This window comes from Acinetobacter sp. YK3 (genome assembly GCF_001729365.1).
Lineage (GTDB): Bacteria > Pseudomonadota > Gammaproteobacteria > Pseudomonadales > Moraxellaceae > Acinetobacter > Acinetobacter vivianii.
The window spans coordinates 1-24,371 of sequence record NZ_LZPJ01000129.1 but is presented as its reverse complement, the minus strand read 5'-3'; the positions used below and the strand labels follow the sequence as shown (position 1 = coordinate 24,371).

Annotated in this window: 19 protein-coding genes and 1 pseudogene; 7 read left to right on the top strand and 13 right to left on the bottom strand. The window is 41.4% G+C overall.

Going from position 1 to position 24,371, the window contains the following annotated elements; genetic code table 11:
• Positions 1-60: 60 nt before the first annotated feature.
• Complete coding sequence (locus A9Z07_RS15565) at positions 61-1,047, top strand: Tim44 domain-containing protein (RefSeq protein ID WP_047432288.1); 987 nt, start codon at positions 61-63, stop codon at positions 1,045-1,047.
• A gap of 489 nt (positions 1,048-1,536) precedes the next feature.
• Here the strand turns inward: A9Z07_RS15565 and A9Z07_RS15560 are convergent, their stop codons facing one another.
• The gene (locus tag A9Z07_RS15560) at positions 1,537-3,165 is read right to left on the bottom strand and encodes an inorganic phosphate transporter (RefSeq protein ID WP_069579772.1); all 1,629 of its coding nucleotides are present in this window, start codon (positions 3,163-3,165) and stop codon (positions 1,537-1,539) included.
• A gap of 437 nt (positions 3,166-3,602) precedes the next feature.
• On the opposite strand from A9Z07_RS15560, the gene metH reads away from it, so the two are divergent.
• Positions 3,603-7,289, top strand: a complete 3,687-nt coding sequence (gene metH, locus A9Z07_RS15555) for a methionine synthase (protein ID WP_069579771.1) — start codon at positions 3,603-3,605, stop codon at positions 7,287-7,289.
• Positions 7,290-7,351: 62 nt separating this feature from the next.
• Here metH and A9Z07_RS15550 read toward each other — a convergent pair whose 3' ends face one another.
• The 3 genes from A9Z07_RS15550 to def form a co-directional block, all read right to left on the bottom strand.
• Entirely contained in the window at positions 7,352-8,494 is a 1,143-nt protein-coding gene (locus A9Z07_RS15550) for a RelA/SpoT domain-containing protein (protein ID WP_139126651.1), read from the bottom strand.
• 374 nt (positions 8,495-8,868) lie between these two features.
• Positions 8,869-10,146 carry a glutaminase gene (locus tag A9Z07_RS15545; RefSeq protein WP_069579770.1) on the bottom strand — a complete coding sequence of 426 codons (1,278 nt, stop codon included), beginning with the start codon at positions 10,144-10,146 and terminating at the stop codon, positions 8,869-8,871.
• Between the two features lie 147 nt (positions 10,147-10,293).
• Positions 10,294-10,776: a peptide deformylase gene (gene def, locus A9Z07_RS15540; RefSeq protein ID WP_004771264.1), complete on the bottom strand. Its 483-nt coding sequence runs from the start codon at positions 10,774-10,776 to the stop codon at positions 10,294-10,296.
• A 132-nt stretch (positions 10,777-10,908) separates the two neighbouring features.
• On the opposite strand from def, the gene A9Z07_RS15535 reads away from it, so the two are divergent.
• Positions 10,909-11,112 carry a hypothetical protein gene (locus A9Z07_RS15535; RefSeq protein ID WP_005256693.1) on the top strand — a complete coding sequence of 68 codons (204 nt, stop codon included), beginning with the start codon at positions 10,909-10,911 and terminating at the stop codon, positions 11,110-11,112.
• A gap of 44 nt (positions 11,113-11,156) precedes the next feature.
• On the opposite strand, the gene A9Z07_RS15530 is transcribed toward A9Z07_RS15535, so the two are convergent.
• Both A9Z07_RS15530 and A9Z07_RS15525 read right to left on the bottom strand, forming a co-directional pair.
• Positions 11,157-11,648, bottom strand: coding sequence for a DUF2505 domain-containing protein (locus tag A9Z07_RS15530; RefSeq protein WP_047432263.1), 492 nt, complete (start codon positions 11,646-11,648; stop codon positions 11,157-11,159).
• A 107-nt stretch (positions 11,649-11,755) separates the two neighbouring features.
• On the bottom strand, positions 11,756-12,046 hold the full coding sequence (locus tag A9Z07_RS15525; protein WP_047432261.1) for a hypothetical protein: 291 nt from the start codon (positions 12,044-12,046) through the stop codon (positions 11,756-11,758).
• A 246-nt stretch (positions 12,047-12,292) separates the two neighbouring features.
• Between A9Z07_RS15525 and A9Z07_RS15520 the strand changes: the two genes are divergently transcribed.
• The 3 genes from A9Z07_RS15520 to A9Z07_RS15510 all read left to right on the top strand — a co-directional run bounded on the left by A9Z07_RS15520 (position 12,293) and on the right by A9Z07_RS15510 (position 14,739).
• Positions 12,293-12,733 (top strand): universal stress protein, encoded by a 441-nt coding sequence (locus tag A9Z07_RS15520; RefSeq protein WP_004771257.1) that lies wholly within the window; start codon positions 12,293-12,295, stop codon positions 12,731-12,733.
• 261 nt (positions 12,734-12,994) lie between these two features.
• Positions 12,995-14,236: an OmpP1/FadL family transporter gene (locus A9Z07_RS15515; RefSeq protein WP_069579769.1), complete on the top strand. Its 1,242-nt coding sequence runs from the start codon at positions 12,995-12,997 to the stop codon at positions 14,234-14,236.
• A 137-nt stretch (positions 14,237-14,373) separates the two neighbouring features.
• Positions 14,374-14,739: a hypothetical protein gene (locus tag A9Z07_RS15510; protein ID WP_069579768.1), complete on the top strand. Its 366-nt coding sequence runs from the start codon at positions 14,374-14,376 to the stop codon at positions 14,737-14,739.
• A 52-nt stretch (positions 14,740-14,791) separates the two neighbouring features.
• On the opposite strand, the gene A9Z07_RS15505 is transcribed toward A9Z07_RS15510, so the two are convergent.
• The 3 genes from A9Z07_RS15505 to A9Z07_RS15495 form a co-directional block, all read right to left on the bottom strand.
• On the bottom strand, positions 14,792-15,955 hold the full coding sequence (locus tag A9Z07_RS15505) for an alanine racemase (protein ID WP_069579767.1): 1,164 nt from the start codon (positions 15,953-15,955) through the stop codon (positions 14,792-14,794).
• Between the two features lie 154 nt (positions 15,956-16,109).
• On the bottom strand, positions 16,110-17,396 hold the full coding sequence (locus tag A9Z07_RS15500; protein WP_069579766.1) for a D-arabinono-1,4-lactone oxidase: 1,287 nt from the start codon (positions 17,394-17,396) through the stop codon (positions 16,110-16,112).
• Positions 17,393-19,141 (bottom strand): neutral/alkaline non-lysosomal ceramidase N-terminal domain-containing protein, encoded by a 1,749-nt coding sequence (locus A9Z07_RS15495; RefSeq protein ID WP_069579765.1) that lies wholly within the window; start codon positions 19,139-19,141, stop codon positions 17,393-17,395. Before A9Z07_RS15495 ends, A9Z07_RS15500 begins: the two co-directional genes overlap by 4 nt.
• A gap of 64 nt (positions 19,142-19,205) precedes the next feature.
• Here A9Z07_RS15495 and A9Z07_RS15490 point away from each other — a divergent pair.
• Positions 19,206-20,302, top strand: a pseudogene (locus A9Z07_RS15490) (AraC family transcriptional regulator).
• 321 nt (positions 20,303-20,623) lie between these two features.
• Here A9Z07_RS15490 and tauD read toward each other — a convergent pair.
• Genes tauD through tauA form a run of 4 tightly spaced genes read right to left on the bottom strand, consistent with a single transcriptional unit; the run spans position 20,624 to position 24,216 of the window.
• Complete coding sequence (gene tauD / locus A9Z07_RS15480) at positions 20,624-21,469, bottom strand: taurine dioxygenase (protein ID WP_069579762.1); 846 nt, start codon at positions 21,467-21,469, stop codon at positions 20,624-20,626.
• A 30-nt stretch (positions 21,470-21,499) separates the two neighbouring features.
• On the bottom strand, positions 21,500-22,378 hold the full coding sequence (gene tauC / locus A9Z07_RS15475; protein ID WP_069579761.1) for a taurine ABC transporter permease TauC: 879 nt from the start codon (positions 22,376-22,378) through the stop codon (positions 21,500-21,502).
• Entirely contained in the window at positions 22,375-23,166 is a 792-nt protein-coding gene (locus tag A9Z07_RS15470) for a taurine ABC transporter ATP-binding protein (protein WP_069579760.1), read from the bottom strand. The genes tauC and A9Z07_RS15470 overlap by 4 nt, the downstream gene beginning before the upstream one ends.
• 9 nt (positions 23,167-23,175) lie before the next feature.
• Positions 23,176-24,216: a taurine ABC transporter substrate-binding protein gene (gene tauA, locus A9Z07_RS15465; RefSeq protein ID WP_171258991.1), complete on the bottom strand. Its 1,041-nt coding sequence runs from the start codon at positions 24,214-24,216 to the stop codon at positions 23,176-23,178.
• Between the last annotated feature and the right edge of the window lie 155 nt (positions 24,217-24,371).

Sequence of the window (24,371 nt, the reverse complement as noted above, 5' to 3'; positions counted from 1 at the left end):
AATTCTATGTAAATACCTTCATAAATACATTTACAAATTGAATTTAAATAGGAATTTTCGATGCAAGTACACCAGCGTGGCTTGATGGCAGCTCTTTTGATGGCAACTTTGGTCGCTGCACCGCTTGCAGAAGCAAAACGTGCGGGTGGCGGTAAAAGCCATGGTATGAGCAGATCTAGTTCATCTAGCCAATCTTATCAGCCGTCACGTCAAGCAGCTCCAGCGCCTCAACAACAAACTGCGCCTCAAAGATCAGGTCCAGGTGTGGGCTCTATGGTTGCTGCGGGTGTTGCAGGTGCAGCAGTCGGTGCTGTAGCTGCCAATGCATTGGCGGATGACAAACAACATAACCCAACAGCGACTGAGCAAGAAGCTGCTCAGCAAGCTCAACAGCAACAGGAAGAAAAAGGTGGTATTCCTGGCTGGATTTGGGTGCTTCTCGCTGCTGCAATCGCCTTCTTTGTGTTCCGCAGATTGGGCGCAAAAAAAAAATTAGCAACCAATAATCCTTACGCTCCAAACAATGGCGGTCAAAACAACTTTGGCCGTCAGGTTCCACCTCAAGCAGCGCCACGTCAATCAGCAGATAACACCAATATTTTTGGTCAATCTGTAGCTGGTGGTACTGCAGCTCCTCAAGCACCATTTGGTGGCGCGTCTATGAGCAGTGGCAATCAATTACCAGATGGTACTGAGCCTGCTGCATTCTTACGTATTGCACGTCAACGTTTTAACCATATTCAATCGGTAAACAGCGCAAGCAATGTCGAAGAAATCCGTCGTTATTTAACGCCTGAGCTTTATAGTTCAATGCATAGCGATATCATGGCAAACCAAGATCAAGACGTTGCTGAATTTAGCAATCTCAATGCGATGGTTGTCGAAAGCACAACTGAAAATGGTCAATATGTCGTGAGCGTACGCTTTACGGGTACAGTAAGTGAAGATCTAAACAGCTTGCCACAACCTTTTGCTGAAATCTGGCATTTTGTAAAACCTGCTGGTTCACAACAAGATTGGGTTGTTGCAGGTATTCAACAAGCTTAATCGTCTTGTGAAATGAAAAAAGAGCTATTTCGATAGCTCTTTTTTTATGGGCTTTATTTTTACCAAAGCTAAAAAAAGCCATTCTCTATAGAGAATGGCGGAGTGTAAAACAACAAAAATAGTGTTCTTATGAATAACAAACAGCACAACCTAGCACGGTCTGTCTATTGATACTAACGGATAAGATCTTTAAAAAATATTCCTCATTTGGGGAAGAAAGCCCTTTTATTAGAAGCATTTTAAATCACGCCTAGACCATCTCTATCGTAGTGATATTTTTAGTGCGCCAATTATCCCCCTAAAATCGCTTCTACGCCTGTTAAACCAGTTGATGCTACTCAACAATACGCTTTAAGATTAATCTCTCTGCGGGCCTTAAAACCCACTCAAATCTATAGCCTCTACCCACACCATCAATCAATACACATAAAAAAAGGCTTTGCCGAAGCAAAGCCTTAAATTTCATTCTAATCTAATGATTCAGCATCATTAGACAAACTGTAAGAATAACCAGTATAAACCACCAGACAATGCAATCGTTGCTGGTAAAGTGAAGACCCATGCAGAAAGAATGGTTTTCACGGTATTGAAGTTTAAACCGGACTTATTCGCGACCATGGTACCCGCTACCGCACTGTTTAAAACGTGAGTAGTAGACACTGGCATACCAAGACCATCAGCTGCAGCAATGGTACTCATTGCCACTAGCTCGGCAGACATGCCCTGACCGTAAGTCATATGGTTCTTACCAATACGTTCACCCACAGTCACAACAATACGTTTCCAGCCCACCATCGTCCCTAGACCAAGTGCAAGTGCTACTGCAACTTTAACCCAGTTCGGAATGTACTGAAGGAATGAGTCCAGACTATTACGATATTCTTTTACAACTTTCGCCTGATCTTGATCCATTGCTGGTAAAGCTTCAGCTTTGTCTAAACGTTTGAATGTTGTCGTACTCAAATACATGTCATTACGGATTTCACTGACTGCCGCTTCTGGAATCAATTTAAGATCACCATAGCCCGCAACACGTGTACCGATATGTGATGTCATGCTTGCAAGTGCAGGAACAACTTCAGCGGTTTGCTCTTTGGTCTGGATATATTTGGTTAATACATCACGTGCTTTTTCATCTGTCAGTTCGTTTTGATTAACATTCAAAACCACAGCAGTTTGGGCAGAAAGCTGCTCAAAAGACTGTAAATGTTGTGCATCCAGATTTTTGTTCAATGAGTAAGCCAATGGAACCAAACCGATTAAGATCAACATGATTAAGCCCATGCCTTTTTGACCATCGTTTGAACCATGTGCAAAACTTACACCTGTACAAGTAAAAATCAGGATCGCACGAATTAGTGGTGGTGGTGGCTTATTGCCTTCTGGTGGCTGAAACAGCTCCATTTGGCGTTTAAAGACTTTCTTCACCAACAAGAATAGAACGGCTGCAAACGCAAAACCAATCAATGGCGAGAACAGTAAAGCCTTACCAACCTTAATCACCTGATCAATATCGATGCCACTACTGGTCGCACCAGCAGACGCATTCAAGATATGATTCATGATGCCCACACCTAAAATCGAACCGATTAAAGTGTGTGAACTTGATGCAGGAATTCCTAAGAACCACGTGCCTAGATTCCAGAGAATCGCCGCGATTAACAATGCAAAAACCATCGCGAAGCCAGCGCCGCTGCCGACATTCATGATCATTTCTACAGGAAGTAATGCAATAATACCGTATGCAACCGCACCGCTCGCAACCATAACCCCAAGGAAGTTACAGAAGCCAGCCCACATGACTGCTGCTGGCGCAGGTAATGCATTGGTATAAATAACCGTCGCTACAGCATTTGCCGTATCGTGAAAACCATTTACAAATTCAAAGCCTAAAGCGATGAAAAGTGCCGTCGATAAAAGAATAACTGAATATAAACTTAACGGCGGTACATGTGCCAGATCAGCACTTAACTGAAAACCGATATAGATAAGTGTTGCAACAATAATTGTCAAAAACACCGGCATAAAAAATTTCGGTGTTGGTACATGTACATTCGTCGATTTTGCCTGAGAACTGGCAAGCGGTGAATCCGAAACAGGAGGAAGATTAGAATTCATGTAGACGGTGAGAGGATAATAAAATCCTCTGTATTGTTTAATTAAATTATGACAATTATATGACAAAGGACTGTCACATAAAGCCAAAATTTCATATTTTTACCCTGTTTTTTTGTGTTTTTTTACGATAATTTCACAACATTTTTAATTTTAATCAAGAAAAAACAATGTATTACAAACCTTAAAAGTACAACAAAACTGTTTGTCTGATTTTGCAACAAATGCTACGAAAGATGACATATTTTTGTCATATTTCGAATAAGTTGTTGGCTTTTTAAGCATTATTCCGTTCAATTATGACAACTTAATGAAGCTTTTATGACATTTTTCATGTGACCCCATAAATCATACTCTAGCTTGCTGAAAATAAGCGCATTAGCATCTCTTCTGTTACAATGCCCCTGCTTTTTATCTTCATCAGCTACTGGGGTTCCTTCATGTCCACGCTTGCCACCCTACAATCACTTCTTGCCCAACGTATCCTGATTATTGATGGTGCGATGGGAACGATGATTCAACGCCATAAATTAGAAGAAGAAGATTATCGTGGTGAACGTTTTGCAGATTGGGCATCAGACCTGAAAGGCAATAATGACCTATTGGTATTAACACAGCCGCAAATCATTCAAGGCATTCATGAAGCCTATCTCGATGCAGGCGCAGATATTATCGAAACCAACAGCTTTAACGGCACACGCGTTTCGATGTCAGACTATCACATGGAAGACCTCGTGCCAGAGATCAACCGTGAAGCAGCGCGTTTAGCTCGCGCCGCATGTGACAAGTATTCAACCCCAGATAAACCTCGTTTTGTTGCAGGTGTCCTTGGCCCAACATCGCGTACCTGTTCAATCTCGCCAAATGTCAACGATCCAGCATTCCGTAATATTACCTTTGATGAATTAAAAGAAAACTATATTGAGGCAGCGCATGCCCTGATCGAAGGTGGTGCAGACATTCTGTTGATCGAAACCGTATTCGATACCTTAAACTGTAAAGCAGCGATTTTTGCAGTGAAAGAAGTCTTCAAGCAAATCGGTCATGAACTGCCATTGATGATTTCGGGTACCATCACCGATGCATCAGGCCGTACTTTAACGGGTCAAACCGCAGAAGCGTTCTGGAACTCGGTTCGTCACGGTGATTTACTGTCGATTGGTTTTAACTGTGCCCTTGGTGCAGATGCAATGCGTCCACACATCAAAACCATTGCTGATGTTGCAGATACCTTTATTTCAGCCCATCCGAATGCGGGCTTGCCGAACGCCTTCGGTGAATATGATGAAACTCCAGAACAAACCGCAGCATTCATTAAAGAATTTGCTGAAAGCGGTTTGATCAACATTACTGGTGGTTGCTGTGGTACCACACCAGACCACATCCGTGCGATTTATAATGCAGTCAAAGACATTCAGCCACGCCAAGTGCCTGAAACCATTCCAGCTTGCCGTTTAAGTGGTTTAGAACCCTTTAATATTGATGAAAATTCCTTATTCGTGAATGTTGGTGAACGTACCAACGTGACGGGTTCAAAAAAGTTCCTACGTCTCATTCGTGAAGAAAACTTTGCCGAAGCTTTAGAAGTAGCTCAGCAACAAGTTGAAGCGGGTGCACAAATTATCGACATCAACATGGATGAAGGGATGCTCGATTCGCAAAATGCGATGGTGCATTTCTTAAACCTTGTCGCATCTGAACCTGATATCTCTCGCGTGCCGATCATGATTGACTCATCAAAATGGGAAATCATTGAAGCTGGCTTAAAGTGTGTACAAGGTAAACCTGTCGTCAACTCGATTTCCTTAAAAGAAGGCTATGACGAATTTGTCGAAAAAGCACGCCTGTGCCGCCAGTATGGTGCTGCGATTATTGTCATGGCTTTTGATGAAGCGGGTCAGGCAGACACCGCTGCACGTAAGCGTGAAATCTGTAAACGTTCTTATGATGTTTTAGTCAATGATGTCGGCTTCCCTGCTGAAGATATTATTTTTGACCCGAACGTGTTTGCCGTGGCAACAGGTATTGAAGAACACAACAACTATGGCGTCGACTTTATTGAGGCTACGGGCTGGATCAAACAGAACTTGCCACATGCCATGATTTCAGGCGGTGTATCGAACGTTTCATTCTCCTTCCGTGGTAATGAACCTGTCCGTGAAGCGATTCACTCAGTATTCCTATACCATGCCATCAAGCAAGGCATGACCATGGGGATCGTGAACGCTGGTCAAATGGCGATTTATGATGATATTCCAAAAGAACTGAAAGAAGCGGTTGAAGATGTTGTTCTGAACCAGAACCAAGGTGAATCAGGTCAAAACGCCACAGAGAAACTGCTTGAAGTGGCTGAAAAATACCGTGGTCATAGTGGCGCACAACGCGAAGCTGAGAACCTTGAATGGCGTAATGAATCTGTTGAAAAACGTCTTGAATATGCCTTAGTCAAAGGTATCACCACGTATATTGATGAAGATACCGAAGAAGCCCGTTTAAAGGCCAAGCGTCCACTTGATGTAATTGAAGGTGCATTGATGGATGGCATGAACGTGGTCGGTGACCTGTTCGGCTCAGGTAAAATGTTCCTGCCACAAGTAGTGAAATCTGCGCGTGTAATGAAACAAGCTGTCGCTTGGCTGAATCCGTACATCGAAGCTGAAAAAACAGGTAGCCAGTCTAAAGGTAAAGTGTTGATGGCAACTGTTAAGGGCGATGTACACGATATTGGTAAAAATATCGTTGGCGTGGTCTTGGGTTGTAATGGTTATGACATCGTTGACCTAGGCGTGATGGTACCTGCGGAAAAAATCCTGCAAACCGCGATTGATGAGAAATGTGACATTATCGGTTTGTCTGGTTTGATCACTCCATCTTTGGATGAAATGGTATTTGTTGCCAAAGAAATGCAACGTAAAGGCTTTGACATTCCACTGTTGATTGGTGGCGCAACCACATCGAAAGCACATACTGCGGTGAAGATTGATCCTCAGTATCAAAATGATGCGGTGATCTATGTGGCTGATGCTTCACGTGCAGTGGGTGTTGCAACCACCCTGCTCTCTAAAGAAATGCGTGGCAACTTTATTGCAGAACATCGTGCTGAATATGCCAAGATCCGTGAGCGTTTAGCTAACAAGCAACCAAAAGCAGCCAAACTCAGCTATGCGGAATCGATTGAAAATGGTTTCAAGGTGGATGACAACTATGTGCCACCAATTCCAAATACTTTAGGTACGCAAGTCATTACCAATTATCCATTGGCGACATTGGTTGAGTACTTTGACTGGACACCATTCTTTATCTCTTGGAGCTTGGCAGGTAAATTCCCGAAAATCCTGACAGATGAAGTGGTCGGTGAAGCAGCCACTGATTTATATAACCAAGCACAAGAGATGTTGAAAGACATTATCGAGAATAACTGTTTCGATGCACGTGCTGTATTTGGCCTATACCCTGCGCAACGTACCGGTGCGGATACAGTAAGCGTGTTTGATGAAGCGGGTCAAAAAGTTACACATACCTTTGAGCATATTCGTCAGCAATCCGACAAAGTCACAGGCAAACCGAATTTATCTTTAGCGGACTTTATTAGTACTTCTAAAGACAATACTGATTATCTTGGTGGTTTCACTGTATCGATCTTTGGTGCTGAAGAATTGGCAAATGAATATAAAGCCAAAGGTGATGATTACTCAGCCATTCTGGTTCAGTCTTTGGCAGACCGTTTTGCCGAAGCCTTCGCAGAACATTTGCATGAGCGTATCCGTAAAGAGTTCTGGGGCTATAAAGCCGATGAGACTTTGGGCAATGAAGAATTGATCAAAGAAAAGTATGTGGGTATTCGTCCTGCACCAGGTTACCCTGCTTGCCCAGAACATTCTGAAAAAGCGGTGTTATTTGACTGGTTAGGTTCGGAAGCGAAAATTGGTACTAAGTTGACTGAACACTTTGCGATGATGCCGCCTTCTTCTGTCAGTGGTTTCTATTATTCACATCCTGAAAGTGAATACTTTAATGTGGGCAAAATTTCTCAAGATCAGCTTGAGGATTATGCGAAACGTAAAGGCTGGACACTGGATGAAGCGAAGCGTTGGTTAGCGCCGAATTTAGATGATTCGATTGCTTAAGTTATAAAAAACCCTCTCCTTGAGAGGGTTCATTCATTCTAAATTAACTATAAATAATAAATTTAGACTGCTAACGTTCTCAGTTTTGCTTCAGCCAAATTCGCAGCAATCTTAATTAAGCCTAAATACTGAAGAAATAATTGTGAATCTGCAAAATAATTTGGATATGCTTCTTTAACCCCACCAAATGCATTAGTAGATACCAACGCAATCACCCAACTCTTATTAGTTAATAATAACTTCTCATATTCACCATAAAGTTTAGTAGCTTTCAAGTAATCTTCTTTCCTAAAGAACTCTGTATCGACACTACCTTTGATAGTATTTAGTCGTAGTAGTACATAGCCGTTTTTTTGTTTAACAACATCCTTTTCTACCTTATTTAGTAACACTCTATAGTCATTAAAGTTTTGTTCAATACTTTTACTAAACTGATTTGATTTTTCTAAGAAGTTCTTTATCTCTATACATTCCATATATAAGGCTTCAGATTTCAAGACAGCCTCTAAATACTCTCTAGTTATTAATTCCATATTACTTTTAGAAAAATTTTCATTTCTCTCAATTAATGAAAACTGATTTGAAACACGTTTAAAAAATACTAAAAAACCTTTTTCACCATCATCACTTTTTAAGTTCTGCCCAGTAAACAAGTCAATAATTTCTAAGCTAGTAGCCCAACTGTGTTGAAGCCTTGTTCTTAATTGAATTTCTATTTTTCTAGAATCCCCATACTGATTCAAGAATTTAGCAACCAAATGGATTCCTCGATAACCATTATCTTTAGGATTATTGATATAGTCATCAAACTTAATTAATTTTTTATCTTCATAGAAGCATACTTCATTCATTAGTATCTTTTGAATATTCTTTAGTTTAGAGTAATTAGAGACAACAACTCGAAGACCTCCGATATCTTGCATTCCAGTCAACTGCATAGCATTATTATTTTTTTTGTAAATATAACGCAATTTCTTTCTTATAGATTCAAAGCGCTTAAGCCTTTTAGCCAAAAAAGCATGCTTATCTATTTTAAAAATATATCTTAACAATAGTTGTTCAGCATGATTCAAGGGTAAAATATGCGCATTTCTCCAATAAGTTAAAACTTGAAGTACGTTTTCCAACTCCTCTTCATTTAAACTCTCTTTAAGTAAATCCATTCCAGCTTTTTTTACTTTTCCATTAGAAAATGGTTTTAACAATTTACCACCTATATAAAATATTGCTAACTTCTTTATTCCTCTTATTTTATACAAATCAAACACTTTGTGTGTAATTAAAAAAAATAAATTAAGCCCAAACCATGTTAGTGTAAAATTTTAAAAAAGTTAAGAATCAATTTCTACTGATAAAACTATAACCCTAAAATTTTCTTATCCCGAAAGCCTTAATCACAATAGCTTTTTAGCGTCAGTCATATTGCTCCTCAAATCACGTGATGGAAGTTTTAAGTTTTTATTATAAGGCTTCATCAATACCTACTGTTTAAAACAGACACTCAGCCTGATCTAAGCATCTCTAGCACAAAATATAAACTTGATTTAGAGCCTATACCATAAATATAGGCTCTCTACTCCTACAACTCTTTATGCTTCTCAATTAAATCTTCAAGATTCTGATAAACATGCAAGACCCGATCTTTATGCGTTCGCGCGTTATCCAAACGCTGCTCAGGATCAACCAAAAGTAAGCTATGACCATCATCAATTAAACGATCAATACCTTCCAGAAACATTCGTTTTCCGACATCATGAATGAGGGAAATCTGGGATAAATCAATCACGATGCTACTGTTATCGTCTGGCTCACATTGCAACGTCCGTAACAACATTTCCGCTTCAGTAAATTTCAAAACACCACGAAGCACATACACACTCAATGAAGCATCTTTACCAGTCCGATAATGACTCTGCACAATAGTTTGTGCAGACGGTGTGCCTTCCATCAAATGCAAGCCCATGTCACGCGAGAGTCTTTCCATGATATCGATGCCGCGTACACTATTGCCATGCTCATCGAGTCGAGGAGAAAAAGCCGCAATGCTGACCTGACCGGGTAACACACCCAAGATTCCACCAGCAACACCACTTTTAGCAGGAATGCCAACCGTCGTCAGCCAATCCCCCGCCGCATCGTACATACCGCAACTCATCATCACGCTCAAGACTTGGCGTACCACGGCACGATTCAATAAACGCTTTCCAGTTTTAGGATCGACCCCGCCATTGGCAAAAACACTTCCCATCCGTACCAGATCTTTAACCGTCACCAAGATCGCACACTGGCGAATATAACCATTCACAATATCAACAGGATCGGATTCCAAAATTCCCACGGTTCGCAACATATAACCAATCGAGAGATTACGGTAAGCAGTTTTCACTTCAGATTCATACACTGCATCATCAAATTGCAGTTCACGACCAGCCAGCTCGCTCATAAACTGACGTAAAATTTCTGCGCCAGATACATCTTCTTTCGGCGGGATCAATGAATGTGTAGTGATGGCCCCCGAATTAATCATCGGATTTTTAGGACGGCGATCTTTCCCCAGTGAAATTTCATTAAAGGCCTCACCCGAAGGTTCAACGCCGACTTTTTCTAATACCGCATCAATGCCAAGCTGTTGCAGTACATAGGCATACGTGAACGGTTTAGACATCGACTGAATGGTGAATTCAATTTCATCATCGCCAACAGAATAGATTTCACCATCAACAGTAGACAATGCCAGCGATAATCGGTTGGGATTGGCGTTGGCCAACTCAGGAATATAATCGGCGAGATTTCCTCTGTTATCAGTATCACAGGCATCGATCACATGTGCCAAATAATCAGGAAGAGGAGTTTTCATGGTCATCTAGCCTTTAAGCATTTCAAGTTTTATTCAGATAAATCTATAGTACAGAGTACCGATCATATAAAAATTATAGCTTTTGTAATGATTTAAGATCGCAATGCATGGCTGGAACTAAAACCAATTTGCCATTGGTTAGAGAAATTAATTCAATCTCTCAACAAATAGAATCCCATCCAGATGATCGACTTCATGCTGCACAATACGTGCAGGAAAGCCTTCGAAAGTAGTTTCAATGACTTCCCCTTGCAAGGTGTAATAACGGACTTTAATCGCTTGCGCCCGTTCAACCTGTCCACGTTCATTTGGCACACTGAGGCAGCCTTCTTCACCCAAACAGGTCGTTTGAGAAAATTCTAAAATCTCAGGATTGACCATCACCACCGCATCCATTTCAGGTGCATCGGGATAGCGTGGATTCGGTCGAGAGGCCACAATAATTAAGCGCTTTGAAATATAGACTTGTGGCGCTGCAATGCCGACGCCATTGCGCTCAAGCATGGTCGCATGCATGGCAGATGCCAGTTGCAATAACCATTCACTGTTAAATTCCCCGTTCGCGACCGCCGCCGCTTTAATTTTTAAAATTTCTTCACCACGTTGTGCTACAGGTAGAATTACACTCATCCCACGCCCTTATAATTGTTTTGACCAAATAGTGAAGAATATCGTATTGGATATTTTATCGAGTTACCATAATTTTCATTTAAGAATATTGTCATAATATATTTGCGAAAAAAATAACGACGGCAACCCTCAATGAATGCGACTCAACTGTTTCTAAGTGTCATCTTTAGCTCGATTGGCTTAGGCTATTTTCTATATGGGAAAAAACAGAAAATGACAGTGCCGTTGGTCTGTGGCTTGGTCTTGATGCTGTTCACCTATTTTATTGATAGCACGGCGATGATCAGCATTATTGGAATAATTCTTTCAATCCTTCCCTATTTCTTACGTTTCTAAAAACAAAAAACTCCCCAAATGGAGAGTTTTCTATGCATTGAAAATTAGAGATGTTTCTTTAATTCATCTGCAACAATTTCGATTTCAAGATTGCTGAATTTACGGATTTCACCTTCAGCATGCTTCTCTAACATACCGCCAATCAATGGCACTTTCACTTTAACCGTCCACGTTAAAGAGATATTCACTTTTTCGCTATCGCCTGTCACGCTACGCTCACCTTTCGCTTCCAAAGGCAGGTTTGCACCCAATTCAACCGTAGAGGTTAAGTTTTTCAAATGTGTGATGTCAGAACGTTTTAAGCGGAATGCATTTTTTAATAATTTTTTTGCCACCTCTGGAATATTCACATCCAGATTGTATTCACGGCGTAAGGTATAAATATCACCATTGACCGCAGATTCAATAATTTCCAGATTTTCCCCAGGAATACGTTTGCACACTGCTTCATGTAATGAAGTATCCGCCACCAGTCGTGAAAAGTCCTCAATTGAAACACCATGAATTGTTTCATTCACCGTAAATTGATGTGCCATTTTTAAATTTCCATTTCGTTTTATTAGGATTTCATCATTGTGCAAAAGTATAGCATTCTCATTTACATCTCAAAATCTGATCAGGCAAAAATGGATGACTGCTCGGATTAGTTATTTTTATTGTAATGATGACGCATGCCTAATTTGACCGTAACGCGTTCTGTTCGGCTGATATACAGATAGTGATCTCCATATTCAATCACCGCATAAAATTGTTCAGCACCATCATCCAGTCCAGTGGCTGACCATATCGTGCCTTGCGGAAACTCATCTAACCATGCCGCTTTATAAAAATCTGAAACCGAATCAAAATCCAGATACATGTCTGGATCAGCCATGATTTTGGCTGCCATCTGGTCAAATTTTTGTTGCTTAAAGGCATCTAGATTGAGTAACACAACACTTCCTTATTCATTTAAATAACGCTCAAATTTTCTCGTTGAATCTCAAGTTCATCTTAAGCTGAATTACAAAAATACAGTGATTTTGTTATCGCTCTATTTTGCGGGGGAATCCCCTGTTTTTCTAGATTATTTTCAGTTTTATCATCACTTTTCAAACGATGCTGATTTGCTCACCTAGACTCAATATGTTATCAACATCTTATGCTTTCATTTTTTATAACCATAAAGGAGTAATATAAGATGTCATATCAAAATATATTAGTACCTGTTGACGATTCTCCAATTTCCTATGCAGCGGTTGAGCATGCACTTTCTTTAGCAAAATTATCAGGAGCAAAGGTGACCATCCTCAGCGTGGTTGTGGTTGATCCTTTTGTTGGTGTTGATTTTTATCAATTTGCACCTGCGGTTACCGATTATTTTATGCAAGCCGAAGCGCATGCCAAAACTCAACTACAGGATATTTCCCAATCTTTTGTCCGTGATGGCATTGAGGTTAATACCAAAATTCATCATGGCTCAGCCAGTGAAGGCATTCTTTTCGTTGCCGATGAAGTCGGTGCAGACCTGATTGTGATGGGTTCACATGGACGTACTGGCGTGAAACGCCTATTGCTAGGGAGCGTAGCCCGTGCCGTTTTGACTGAATCGCATATTCCAGTGCTGATCATCAAACAATAAGCTGTAAAATTCCCAAAAAAACCTTGTGCCCTGTCACAAGGTTTTTTCTTGTCTGGATCAAAACCTTTTGACCGTTAATCCCCCCATCCCGAACATTTACAACCCTATTCGATGCTTTGAAAAGATGCTTCACTACCGGCATGGACATTGATTTTCTATTTTAAATATTGAGTGAAATCAATTTACTGCGAATAGAAAAAATGACCGTTAATAAAAAAATCAGCGCTAAAAATAAGACACGGTTTTCCAAGGATGATCAATATGAAACACAATCCAATTTTAATCGGCCTGTGTGCCCTCTTTGCCAGTACAGTGAATCATGCTGCTGCTCTGGATCAGTCAGGCCAATCCATTTTAGCTTTTCTGGAAAATGGCAATTATGTTGAAGTGAGTGCGACCGCGGTAGATCCAGATATTTCAGGGAAAATCCGTAATCGCCCAGAACTGGTCAATGATCCACAAAATCTGAACTCAGGCAATATGGGCAATAGCTTTCAATATTATGCCGCCGCGCTCAAGCTACAACTCACCGACCGAATCAGCTTTGGCCTGCTCTACGACCAGCCTTTTGGCGCAGACATTACTTATCCGATGCAGTCCAATAATACCTTTTCGGATAATGAATTTACCCAGCAAGGCACCTCAGTCAATGTCGACACCGAAAGCATCAGCATGATTTTTGGGGTTAGCCCATTTAGCAATTTTCAACTGTATGGTGGTGCTGTTTATCAATCTGTCAAAGGCGATGTGGCACTGCGGGGTAATTCTTATAGCGAAGCCTTTAATGGTTATGATGCCAAGTTTAAACAGGATCATGCTGTCGGCTGGCTGGCGGGTCTGAGTTATCAAATCCCCGATATTGCCTTAAAAGCCGCAGTCACCTATCGCTCCAAGATCGACCACGACATGCAAGTTACCGAAACCATGTTTGGTCAGCCTTTAGAAGTGACAACACCAAGTAAAACCAAAATCAGTACGCCACAATCGGTGAGTCTTGATTTTCAAACAGGTGTGTATAAAGACACGCTCGCCTATGCCAATGTCCGCTGGGTCAACTGGAAGGATTTCCATATTCGTCCTACCCAGTTTGGCGCAGTGACAGAATATCTGACAGGCTTAATCAGTGAAGGTACATACACAGGTGGTTTTGATTTGGACAGTTATCAAAAAGATCAGTGGATGGCTAATGTCGGTATTGGACATCAGTTTAGCGAAAAATGGAGTGCATCTACGGAAGTGAGTTGGGACTCTGGGACAGGTGATCCAGCATCCACTTTGAATCCAACGCAAGGTTCATGGGGCTTGGGTGTAGGCGTTCAGTTTAATCCAGCACCCAACTACTTTATTGCAGGTGGAATTAAGTACTTCTGGCTCGGTGATGTCGTTGCCGAAGATGGTACCTATTACATTCCCGTACCAGGGATTAAACCGATTGCTGAACAAGCCGACTTTAAAGATAACAGTGCGATCGGTTATGGTTTGAAAATTGGTTATCGCTTTTAGACAGTAGATTCCTCCGAGTAGGAACAGTGCTTTAAGTCTTGTTCCTACTTGGCTATCTCCTAGTATCAAATACACGGATTAGATTAGAATCTCAGCAGCATTATTCTTATAACCTATTTGATCTCTAGGAAAAACCAATGAAAAAGACATCACTTAGCTTTATGTTTATATTGAGCCTATTCCTGCCTGTAGCGGCTTTTGCCAATTCGACTGATCCCAAAGAAAGTATGGATATTTTTATTGGCACCCTAAGCATAAAAGATAAAAAAGCTATTTTGACGCGATGTGATATTGCAGCAAATGAATACATTCTAAAAGATGCTGATTGGAAAAATGAAAAAGTCATCTCCAATTTCCTGTCAAAAGCCAAAAAACTTAAACAACCGATTTATGCAGAAGTCATTGCCGCTTATAAAAGTGAGAACGGCACCAATGTTTTACTGGTGGATTCTATTGAAAATCTGACTGAAGCCAAAAGCTGTCATTTAACAGATTTATTTTAAGACGCTCACGCTCTAGCAAACTTTTGGTCGAATATCGCCGCACAAAGCTAGATTACTCACTAAAAGTTTGCCATGTCTCAAAAGCATGTTTGCTATACAGTTTTAACTCGGAAAACTGGGAAATAATTGCTTCGCTCTGCGTCGGTCTTAAAAATACAAAATCATCGACCTGAATATCACAATTCTTCGGCACATTGACTAATTCCTGATTACTGCTTCGCCCATACAACGCATGCGTATGCGCTTGGGCAGGATAGACATAATCAGCCAACCAATAACCACCATAAATAAACAGCGCTTTGCATTTATGTGGCAATTTATCCAGTAAAGACATCGAAGGAAGCTTGGTAAATGGCAGGACTTTCAACACAGGTGCTGCAATCCATAATGCAGGTTGTAAGGCCTGTAAAAAATCACTATCAAAATCACTCGGTTTGAGCAACATTGAACCAAAAGACAAATCATTGCAGACACTTTCAGTCGTATGAAAGCTAAAGGTCGGACTGCCGCCGCCATTAAAACAAAGCTCATCATTCCAGAGCATCGGAAAATGATTTTGAATCAATTTTTGGTAAGTGGCATAGGTCTGTTGCGAACTTTGATAAGCCAGTTCAGGTTTTTTAATGATGGCAGGAATTTTACTGACATGCGCATCATAACCCATCAACCCAGAGAGCTTTAAATACTGCGGATATTGTTGAATCAACTTTAATATTTCAATCAATTGCGCTGTCGATTGCACCCCACCACGATGCAAACCAACATCAATCTCAATATTCACATGCAAACATAGAGAATAGAGCTGAGCAATCTCAAGATATTGCTGCAAACGTTGTTTGGTATCAACCAGCCACTGAATGTTGGCATTTGACCATTCTGCATGCTGTTCAAAAAATTGACGAACCGCTTGGGCAGGCATCGGTTTGCCTAACAGAATATCGGCCTCAGCAAAATTTTCTAAAATTGAAATAATATGCGGTTGATGGAACACCATAAAGCGTTGTGTATTGATCTGTTCAGATAACACCTCGAGTAAATCTAGACTGGCTAAAGACTTTACCACCAAGCGTGCTTTTAGGTGTTTGGCATGAGCCAGACGAATTTGAACATGCTGGATATTTTGTTTTAAAGCCGCCTCATCGATGATCAGTTGCGGTGTAGCAATCCCCTGTTTTTTTAAGTCGAGATTGAGTTGCTTAAAATAATGATCCAACATGGCGATACCTTTTTTCAATCCAAGAAAATTTACATACAATTTGATACGCTTCTCAGGGCGGAACCAAAGTCAGTCCAGTTGCAAGCTTAACCCTTAATTGGATGAGAACTCGATATGACTCCGTTAAACACTTTCAACGCATAAAAAATTCTTTTTAACCTAAAAACAACTTTTCCAGATAGGGATTTAAAAACTTAGCTTCTGGGTCAAGCTGCTGACGCAAAGCCATAAAATCATTCCACTTTGGATATAGAACACGAAGCTGTGTCTTGGTCATGGTATGCATTTTACCCCAATGCGGACGTCCCTGATATTTTTGCAAGATCGGTTCGACCACATCAAAAATCAAACGCGGATCTTGTTTATGGTATTGATGCACCGAAATCGAAATGGAATCCTGCTGATAAAAAGGACTGAGCCAAATATCATCTCCCTTCACAAAGCGAAATTCGAGCGGAAAAAAGGTCGCAACCTTATTGGCCCTTAAGGCATGCAACACTTCATCCAAACATTCAATTCCACGATCAACAGGAATCTGATATTCCATTTCATTGAACTTGGTATTACGAGGCGTTGGGAAGATTGTGCTCGACCAATCCACATAGGTCGTCGGTTTAACAAAGATTCCTAACAGCTTCTGTAAATACGGATTTAATGAAGGAAAGTTTTTGGTTAGCTCAGAACATAAAGTCAGCAAGGTATCATCAGAAGGGAAATTCTCCTTGCGTGGCAAAATCTCTTCATCCGTCTCATCCAGAGTTTTCAGCATCAACTGCTTTTCATAGGAAAATACAAAACACTCAATATGCCGATGCTGATGCTTCCATTGCTGAATATGCTGCATCATGTCCTCTACAGGACAAAGTTCAATATGTTCTTTTAATTTATAACGCGGACGATTTTGCATGGTGATCTGAGTCAAAATGCCCAAACTCCCCAAAGAAACCCGTCCAGCTGCAAAAATTTCAGGATGTTCAGTACGACTACATTTTAGGATTTCACCTGAAGCTGTAAGTAGCTCGAAAGCTTCAACATAGGCTGAAATACAATGCAAATCTGCCCCTGTGCCATGTGTACCTGTGGAAACAGCACCTGCCAGACTTTGCTGATCAATATCCCCCTGATTCATGAGAGCTTGGTCAATTTGCTGCTGTTTTAAATGTTGATCTAAATCATACAATCGTGTGCCTGCATAAATACTGCTTTGACATCGATCAATATCAGTCGATGCAATTCCTGCAATATGATCCAGAGACAATAAGGTGGCATCGGTACAGACCAACGGCGTAAAAGAATGTCCTGCACCCACTACCCGTATTTTTTGATGTTCTCGCACGATAGTCTGTAGTTCTTGAATATGGGCAGGTCGAAGAATCTGTTGCGGCTTGGCTTTTTGAAAGCCAGACCAATTTGACCAAATCTCTTGTTTTAGATCGCTCATACGGCCTCTCCTTGGCTGACGGCAGTTTTTAAATTGCCATGATTACTGCGTTTTGCGAGTTCTTGTTTTGGAATGGGTTGTGGCCGTGTCATTTCATCGTAATGACGTTTATGTTTTTCTAATAATAATTGTTCTGCTAAATCTTTGAATTTGCTTTGACAAGCGGCCAAGGTCCATTGCCCGAATAAGGTATGTCCACCCTCATAGGCCTGTTCTTGATATTCTTCATAGGTGGTGACATAACCCATATAATCATTGCAGTATGAAGCGAACCAAACTTTTTCAATTGAAGTCTGTGCAGCAACCGTCTGTTTCACTGTAGCGATAACACGTTGCCCTGCAATCGTAGTAAATTCTCCCGGACAACATATCAGTGCCAAAGACCCTAATCGCACAATTTGTAAGGGAACAACGCTCGGCACTAAAGGACTGTCTTGAATCGCACCCGCTTTGACTTGTCGATTCATCTCGGCAATCAATGGATCAAGAATACTGGGTGGAAAACCAATCGGCTGGCCTAAAATCTTTTTAGCCCCTGCTTCTAATACAATCTGCTTTGGTCCTTGTGAAGCATACAACTGCTGATCAGCAATAAAATCTGCTGAATCAGGATTTTTAAGTCTGTGTTTACGCAGTTGATTTGCCAAAAATTGCATGCCTTTAATCAACGGTTTTGGCGCCCCTAAACCATCGACAGGTGTGCCTGCAAAAAATGCCGAGCCATGACAAGGCTGACTGGTTTTTGCATTATGCTGCCCATTTGCTAGATCTACAGGGATTTCAATATTACTCAGATCGACATAGGACAAAACGGCATCAATCTTGCCTACAACTTTTTCCAGATTTTTAGAAATATCCTGCTGTAAAGCTGTCAAAGCCAATTCACTTTGATAACGTCCATTTTGTTGTGCGTATTGGCACTCCTGCTCACCTTTAATCTGATGACGAATCTTAAGCTGGTCTTTACCATGAAAATGCGGCGATACATCTCCTGCTGTGGCTTGGGCAAAAATTGCCACAGGATTTTGAATACCTTGCTCAACTAAAGCCTGCTCTGAAAATGCAGCTGCATAACCTTTATTATCACCATCATACGCTTTTAAGGTGTTTCCCAAACAGGTGGCATGTACGCCAAAGAAAGAAATAAAGGACTGTAATTTCTGTTCACGATAAAAACCAATCAGTTGCATTTCTCGATTTAAAGCCAAATGCGTTTCAGCTTCGGAATGTAGTCTCACCTCGGGATTTCGATTATACGCTTTGATTGAACGATTCCATGCGACAGGTATCTGTTCGGGAAAATGCTCTGTGCTGGTAAAAATTTCAGTATCTTGTTCTACCGCAATCGCATGTTCAATGCTCAGTACAATCGCTTTAACAATGGCATTTAAATGTTCAGGTACAAAACCCGGTGTCGGCATATTATACAAAGCTTCATGCGCACAACCGCATGGCCCTGAATGGGTATGCGTTGCCGTTAACACCAATTGATTCTCATCAAATGTTGAGCCTAATCGTTCAGTTAATTGCGCGACTGTTTGGCTACGCATGGCATGGGTAATACAGCCCAAATCCAGACAACAGATCAGCAATCGATTATGGTATTGATCAACAATACTCACACTTCGGGCATATAAAGCTGTACGTTGCTCATAAGCACGATGAGACCATTGCCCATAACCAAACATGGCATAACCTTTCGGCGTTATTTTAATTTCCTTTTTATCACAACCCACCTGATACATTGGTGCTTTCCTTTTAAAATTCTTTTTCTAGCTGTCTTAAGCCTGTTGAAAGTTAATCAAAATTATGCGATACCCAACAGGGTTAAAGGAACTTTTCTTGGGGGGCAAAACGGACTTATGCCTAAACACAGCATCTATAAAAATGACCAGCAACAGTTTATTCCACCCACGATTTTAGCCAGCCTGATCCACTATGCAGAACAACAGCAGTGGGAATATGCAACCTGGTTTCAATGCTCTGGTCTGGATATCACTCAAATTCAGCAAACCCAAGGTGTTGTTCGTTTCCCACAACTTTGTGAGGTTGTGCGTCAAGCCATTGCAGCCTATCAACAACCCGACCTCGGCTTAAAACTTGGCAGTAGTGAGGGTTTGATTTCAATGGGGATTTTGGGTTTTGCCATGCAATCGTGCAAGACCGTGGCTGATGCTTTAGACATTGCGCTGCGTTACCATCGTATTTCTGGCAGCGTGCTCAATCTCAACTTTAGCCTCCAAGCGGATGTCTGTGAGCTGGAAGTGATTGAGTCTCATCCTTGTGATGATCTGAAAGCTTTTTTCCATGATGAATTATTTAGCAGCATCATCACCTGTTTAAACGCGATGCTGGGCGATCATGATGATGTGATTAGTCTTGAACTCAGCTATTTCCCCAACCAATACCAAGAACAATATAAAAATATCTTTGGCTGCCCGATTCAATTTAACAGTCCTAAAAATATCATCCGCTTTAATACCAGCATGTTGCAACGTGGCTTAAAGAATTACAGCCCAGCCAACTATGCAACTGCCATCCAAATCTGTGAGCAGGCCCTAAAAGAAATTGATCAGCTCAATCAGGTGGGTTATGTGCATTTACTCGATCATTTGATTGAACAGCAATTACCTGAACGTTTCGAGATGCAGCAAGCCGCTGAACATTTACGCATTAGTGAACGCCATCTAAGACGGCAATTATTATTGGAAGGTCTGAGTTTTCAACAAATTCGGCAAAATGTACTGGAACGTAAAGCAAAGCAACTTATTGAACAGAACCTGTCAATGAGTGAGATCAGCATGCAATTGGGTTTTAGTGAGTTACGTGAATTCCGACGTGCCTTTAAACGTTGGACAGGACAAGCCCCTTCGGTTTATAAGCAGACCTGTGAAATCAGCCACTAAAGTCCGTTTAAAAATATTGAGTTAATTTATTGAAGGATAGACTTTAACGGAGTCGTGCCGTGCTCTCATCTAATTTAAGGATAAGCCTTCAGCTGGAGTTACTTTGGTTTCGCCCAAAGTAACCAAAAGCATCCTCATCCACAAAACCTGTCCACTTCTTGTAATCTTTTTAAATCTTTCGCAGAAACTAAACCTTATAAAAACCACGCAGGTTGTGGATGAGATTACCGAGTATCAAATACTGGAAATAACCTCAACCCCAAAAATAAAAAAAGCTCAGGATTTTACCCAAGCTTTTTATCAAATTATCAAAACTAAATATTAACTTGCTGCTTGATAAAACGGCACATCACCATTAATCGTGGCACGATGCATAATTCGATGCGCATCCCCATAATCAAATAAAGCCTTATGCTGCGTACAACGATTATCCCAAATCGCCACATCACCCGCTTGCCATTGCCAACGCAAATGGAACTGCTCATTGGTAGCATGTGCAAATAGATACTGCAACAACTCAGCGCTTTCCGTCTCATCCAGCTCATTAATGCGCGTGGTAAATCCTTCGCTCACGAACAAAATGGGCTGACCTGTAACTGGATGCGTTCTCACCACAGGATGAACAACAGGCGGATTGCGCTTAAAGGTTTCTTCCAGCTTTTGACGCTCAACATCATTATGCGCAAAACGCTCAATCGGGAAAGACTGGCGGATATCATGCGTTGCGGTTAAGCCTTTTAACTTCTTCTGTAAATCTTGATCTAGCGCAACAAATGCAGCCGCCCCACTCGACCATAACGTATCGCCACCTACAGGTGGGATTTTAATCGCTTGCAATACACAGCCCAATGGCGGCTTCTGGCTAAAGGTCACATCGGTATGCCAAAGCTCATTGTCACGTAAATCCTGTTTCCAGCTGTCCAGTACAATGATTTCAGGTACATTTTCTACAGATGGATAGATCGGATGAATATGCAAAGAACCAAAGCTACGTGCCAGTTCAGCTTGCGCGTGTGGCGCTAGCTGCTGATTGCGAAAGAAAATGACATGATGATCAAGCAATGCTTGTTGAATTTGTTGGGTGGTATGTTCATCAGCCGTGTTTAAATCAACATCGTGAATAATTGCACCGATTGTTGGTTTAATCATTTCAATATTTAACGTCATCTCTAACTCTCTCATCTTTACCATTTGCACTTACAGCTGTTGACCATACCAAGGAGATAATTGCTTCTGTAACCAACGCAAGAATAATTCAAAACTGACTGCGACAATCGCAATCACAATAATGCCCAGCACGACGGTATCCGTAATCAGGAACTGCGCCGCCGACTGCACCATAAAACCAATACCACGATCTGCCGCGACTAATTCTGAAGCCACCAATGTTGACCAACCAACACCTAAACCAATACGAATCCCCGTTAAAATATGCGGTAACGCAGTCGGTAAAATCACATGCCAAAATACTTGTGACTGGCTCGCCCCTAATGATAAGGCTGCACGCTCACGATTGAGCTGATGACTCAGCACCCCATGCGTACTACTGATAATTACTGGTGCAAGAATGGAGAAGAAAATCAAAAGCACTTTAGTGGTTTCACCAATCCCGAACCAGATCACCAATAATGGCAAATACGCTAACGGTGGAATCGGACGCAACAACTCAACCAAAGGATCAAGCACTGCACGAACCCATTTATTCAGCCCCATCCACAAACCTAAAGGCACGCCAATCGCAATCGCTGCAACAAGTGCCAGCAAGACGCGCGAAATACTCGCTGCCAAGTGCTGCCATAAGGTCGCTTTCATAAAACCTTGCTGGCTGACTTCAAGGAACTTTTGCCATACCGATTGTGGACTCGGCAGAAATAAACTTGGAACAATTTTTAATGCAGTGATCAGGTACCAAATCACCAAGACACTCAATACGCTCGATAAACTCAATACCAAGCTACGATGGCGAGCAATAAATCCACCTAATGCATTCAAAACTGAAGCCGATTGTTTATCCGATGCTTGAAGTGCAACTGGCTTGGTCACTTCATAGGCTGTATTTTTAGCTTGACCCGTCATACAGCCACCTCATGCCCTGCCTGTTTCTGCACACGTAAACGTTCAAACAGTTGTTCACGTAATTGAATAAATTGCGGATCGGATTTAATTGCTCGAATCGATTCGCCCTGCTTATAACGATCTGCAAAATCCAGCTTTAACGTTTCCACAATCTTGCCCGGTCGAGCTGTCATCAACACCAGTTGATTACTCAACAACAAAGCTTCTTCAATGTCATGCGTGATCAGGAAGAACGATTTATTTTGCTCAATCCACAGATCTAGAACCAGCTGTTGCATGGTTTCACGAGTAAAAGCATCTAAAGCTGCAAAAGGCTCATCCAATAGAATAAAAGCTGCATGGCTAATCAAAGCACGTGCAATACCGACACGTTGTTTCATGCCACCTGACAATTCCCAGATATTGGCTTGAGCAACATGGCTTAAACCCACAATTTTCAAGATTGCATCGACTTGTTGTTGAATCTCTTGCGCTTTTAAGCCCTTAAGCTGTAAAGCAAAACCAATATTTTCCGAGACATTTAACCATGGCAATAATGCATGATCCTGAAAGACTACCGCACGGCGCGCATCAGGCGCAGTCACGACTTCATGATCCAGTTTAATCTGGCCTGAACTCGGTGCTTGGAAACCTGCCAAAATATTTAACAAAGTGGTTTTACCACAGCCAGACTCGCCCAAAATCACAGTCAAAGTGCCTTCTTCAATCTTCAGATTAATATCTTGAAGCACAGGTACCGCCTGCTTTGGAAAAGTTAAATGAAGATGCTCAGCAGCTAATACGCTCATTTCGATCTCCTATGGCTGTAAGAATTGAGTCGTGACATTGCCCTGATAATCAGGCTTCACCTGATCGACCTTGCCCTGACTTTTTAAGAAAGTCGCTGTATCAAAAATATTCTTGGCGAATTCACCTGCTAAGGTCGCTTGTTGCTGTTGACCATCCAGATAAATATTTCCAGAAAGTAACAATGGAATGTCTTTGGCATCAGAACCCGTCAATTGAGCAATTTTCTGGATATGATCGGCATTCTGCTCAAATGCTTTTGGATCTTGGTTATAGGCTTCGATCTGTTGCAAACTGGTCTTCACGAATGCTTTCAAGAACTCAGGATTTTTCTCGGCGAAGTCTTTACGCACGACCCAAAGATCATAAGTTGGCGCGCCCCATTCACCGACCTGTTTTGAGTCAGTTAAAACATGGCCGCTGGCTTTGACTTTGCTTAAAGCAGGTTCCCATACATAAGTCGCATCGATATCACCACGTTCCCATGCTGCTGTAATTTCAGGTGGACGCAAATTGATGATCTTGACCTGATTGTCTGTAATATTCCAATGCTTTAAAGCGGACAATAAGCTGTAATGTGTGGTTGAAACGAATGGCACAGCGATGGTTTTTCCAATCAAATCCTGCGGCGTTTTAATGCCTGATTTGTTGCTGACCACCAATGCCTCAGAACCACCTAATTTTGCTGTCACCAAAAACACTTCAATCGGTAAATCACGGCTGGCTGCAGCCGCCAATGGACTTGAGCCAATATTGCCTATCACGACATCGCCCGATGCCAATGCATTGACCACATCTGAACCCGCATCAAACTTACGCCATTGAATCGCCTGTCCACTCTCTCGCTCATAGTCACCGTTGGCTTGTGCGACTTTGGTTGGATCAATACCAGTCTGATAGGCGATCACTACTGCTTTGTTATTTCTAGACTGAGCAGGTGCGGCATCTTTTTGATTTTGATAGACAATAAAAGCAACAATCGCCACAAGGACGATCGCTGTAACGATTAACGGCTTGGTGTTCTTGATGCCCATAATTAGATGATCTTTCAACAATATCTGCTTATGGTATGCGCGAGGCTATATGATTAAAAATAAGAAAAAGTGAGTTACTTATTCTTTTTAAAGATAAGAATAAGCTTTAAACAATTTTTGCTGTTTTTATCGTCTACTCATATTTTTTAATGCTATTTCATTTTATTTTCTCA

Bases quoted from the DNA above. Each gene is read 5' to 3' on its own strand.
- A9Z07_RS15530 (WP_047432263.1), bottom strand. From the start codon at position 11,648: ATGGCACATCAATTTACGGTGAATGAAACAATTCATGGTGTTTCAATT.
- A9Z07_RS15470 (WP_069579760.1), bottom strand. From the start codon at position 23,166: ATGAGCGTATTAGCTGCTGAGCATCTTCATTTAACTTTTCCAAAGCAG.
- A9Z07_RS15565 (WP_047432288.1), top strand. From the start codon at position 61: ATGCAAGTACACCAGCGTGGCTTGATGGCAGCTCTTTTGATGGCAACT.
- tauC (WP_069579761.1), bottom strand. From the start codon at position 22,378: ATGACGGGTCAAGCTAAAAATACAGCCTATGAAGTGACCAAGCCAGTT.
- A9Z07_RS15520 (WP_004771257.1), top strand. From the start codon at position 12,293: ATGTCATATCAAAATATATTAGTACCTGTTGACGATTCTCCAATTTCC.
- tauD (WP_069579762.1), bottom strand. From the start codon at position 21,469: ATGACGTTAAATATTGAAATGATTAAACCAACAATCGGTGCAATTATT.
- A9Z07_RS15545 (WP_069579770.1), bottom strand. From the start codon at position 10,146: ATGAAAACTCCTCTTCCTGATTATTTGGCACATGTGATCGATGCCTGT.
- A9Z07_RS15500 (WP_069579766.1), bottom strand. From the start codon at position 17,396: ATGAGCGATCTAAAACAAGAGATTTGGTCAAATTGGTCTGGCTTTCAA.
- A9Z07_RS15535 (WP_005256693.1), top strand. From the start codon at position 10,909: ATGAATGCGACTCAACTGTTTCTAAGTGTCATCTTTAGCTCGATTGGC.
- A9Z07_RS15510 (WP_069579768.1), top strand. From the start codon at position 14,374: ATGAAAAAGACATCACTTAGCTTTATGTTTATATTGAGCCTATTCCTG.
- def (WP_004771264.1), bottom strand. From the start codon at position 10,776: ATGAGTGTAATTCTACCTGTAGCACAACGTGGTGAAGAAATTTTAAAA.
- A9Z07_RS15495 (WP_069579765.1), bottom strand. From the start codon at position 19,141: ATGTATCAGGTGGGTTGTGATAAAAAGGAAATTAAAATAACGCCGAAA.
- metH (WP_069579771.1), top strand. From the start codon at position 3,603: ATGTCCACGCTTGCCACCCTACAATCACTTCTTGCCCAACGTATCCTG.
- A9Z07_RS15560 (WP_069579772.1), bottom strand. From the start codon at position 3,165: ATGAATTCTAATCTTCCTCCTGTTTCGGATTCACCGCTTGCCAGTTCT.
- A9Z07_RS15505 (WP_069579767.1), bottom strand. From the start codon at position 15,955: ATGTTGGATCATTATTTTAAGCAACTCAATCTCGACTTAAAAAAACAG.
- A9Z07_RS15515 (WP_069579769.1), top strand. From the start codon at position 12,995: ATGAAACACAATCCAATTTTAATCGGCCTGTGTGCCCTCTTTGCCAGT.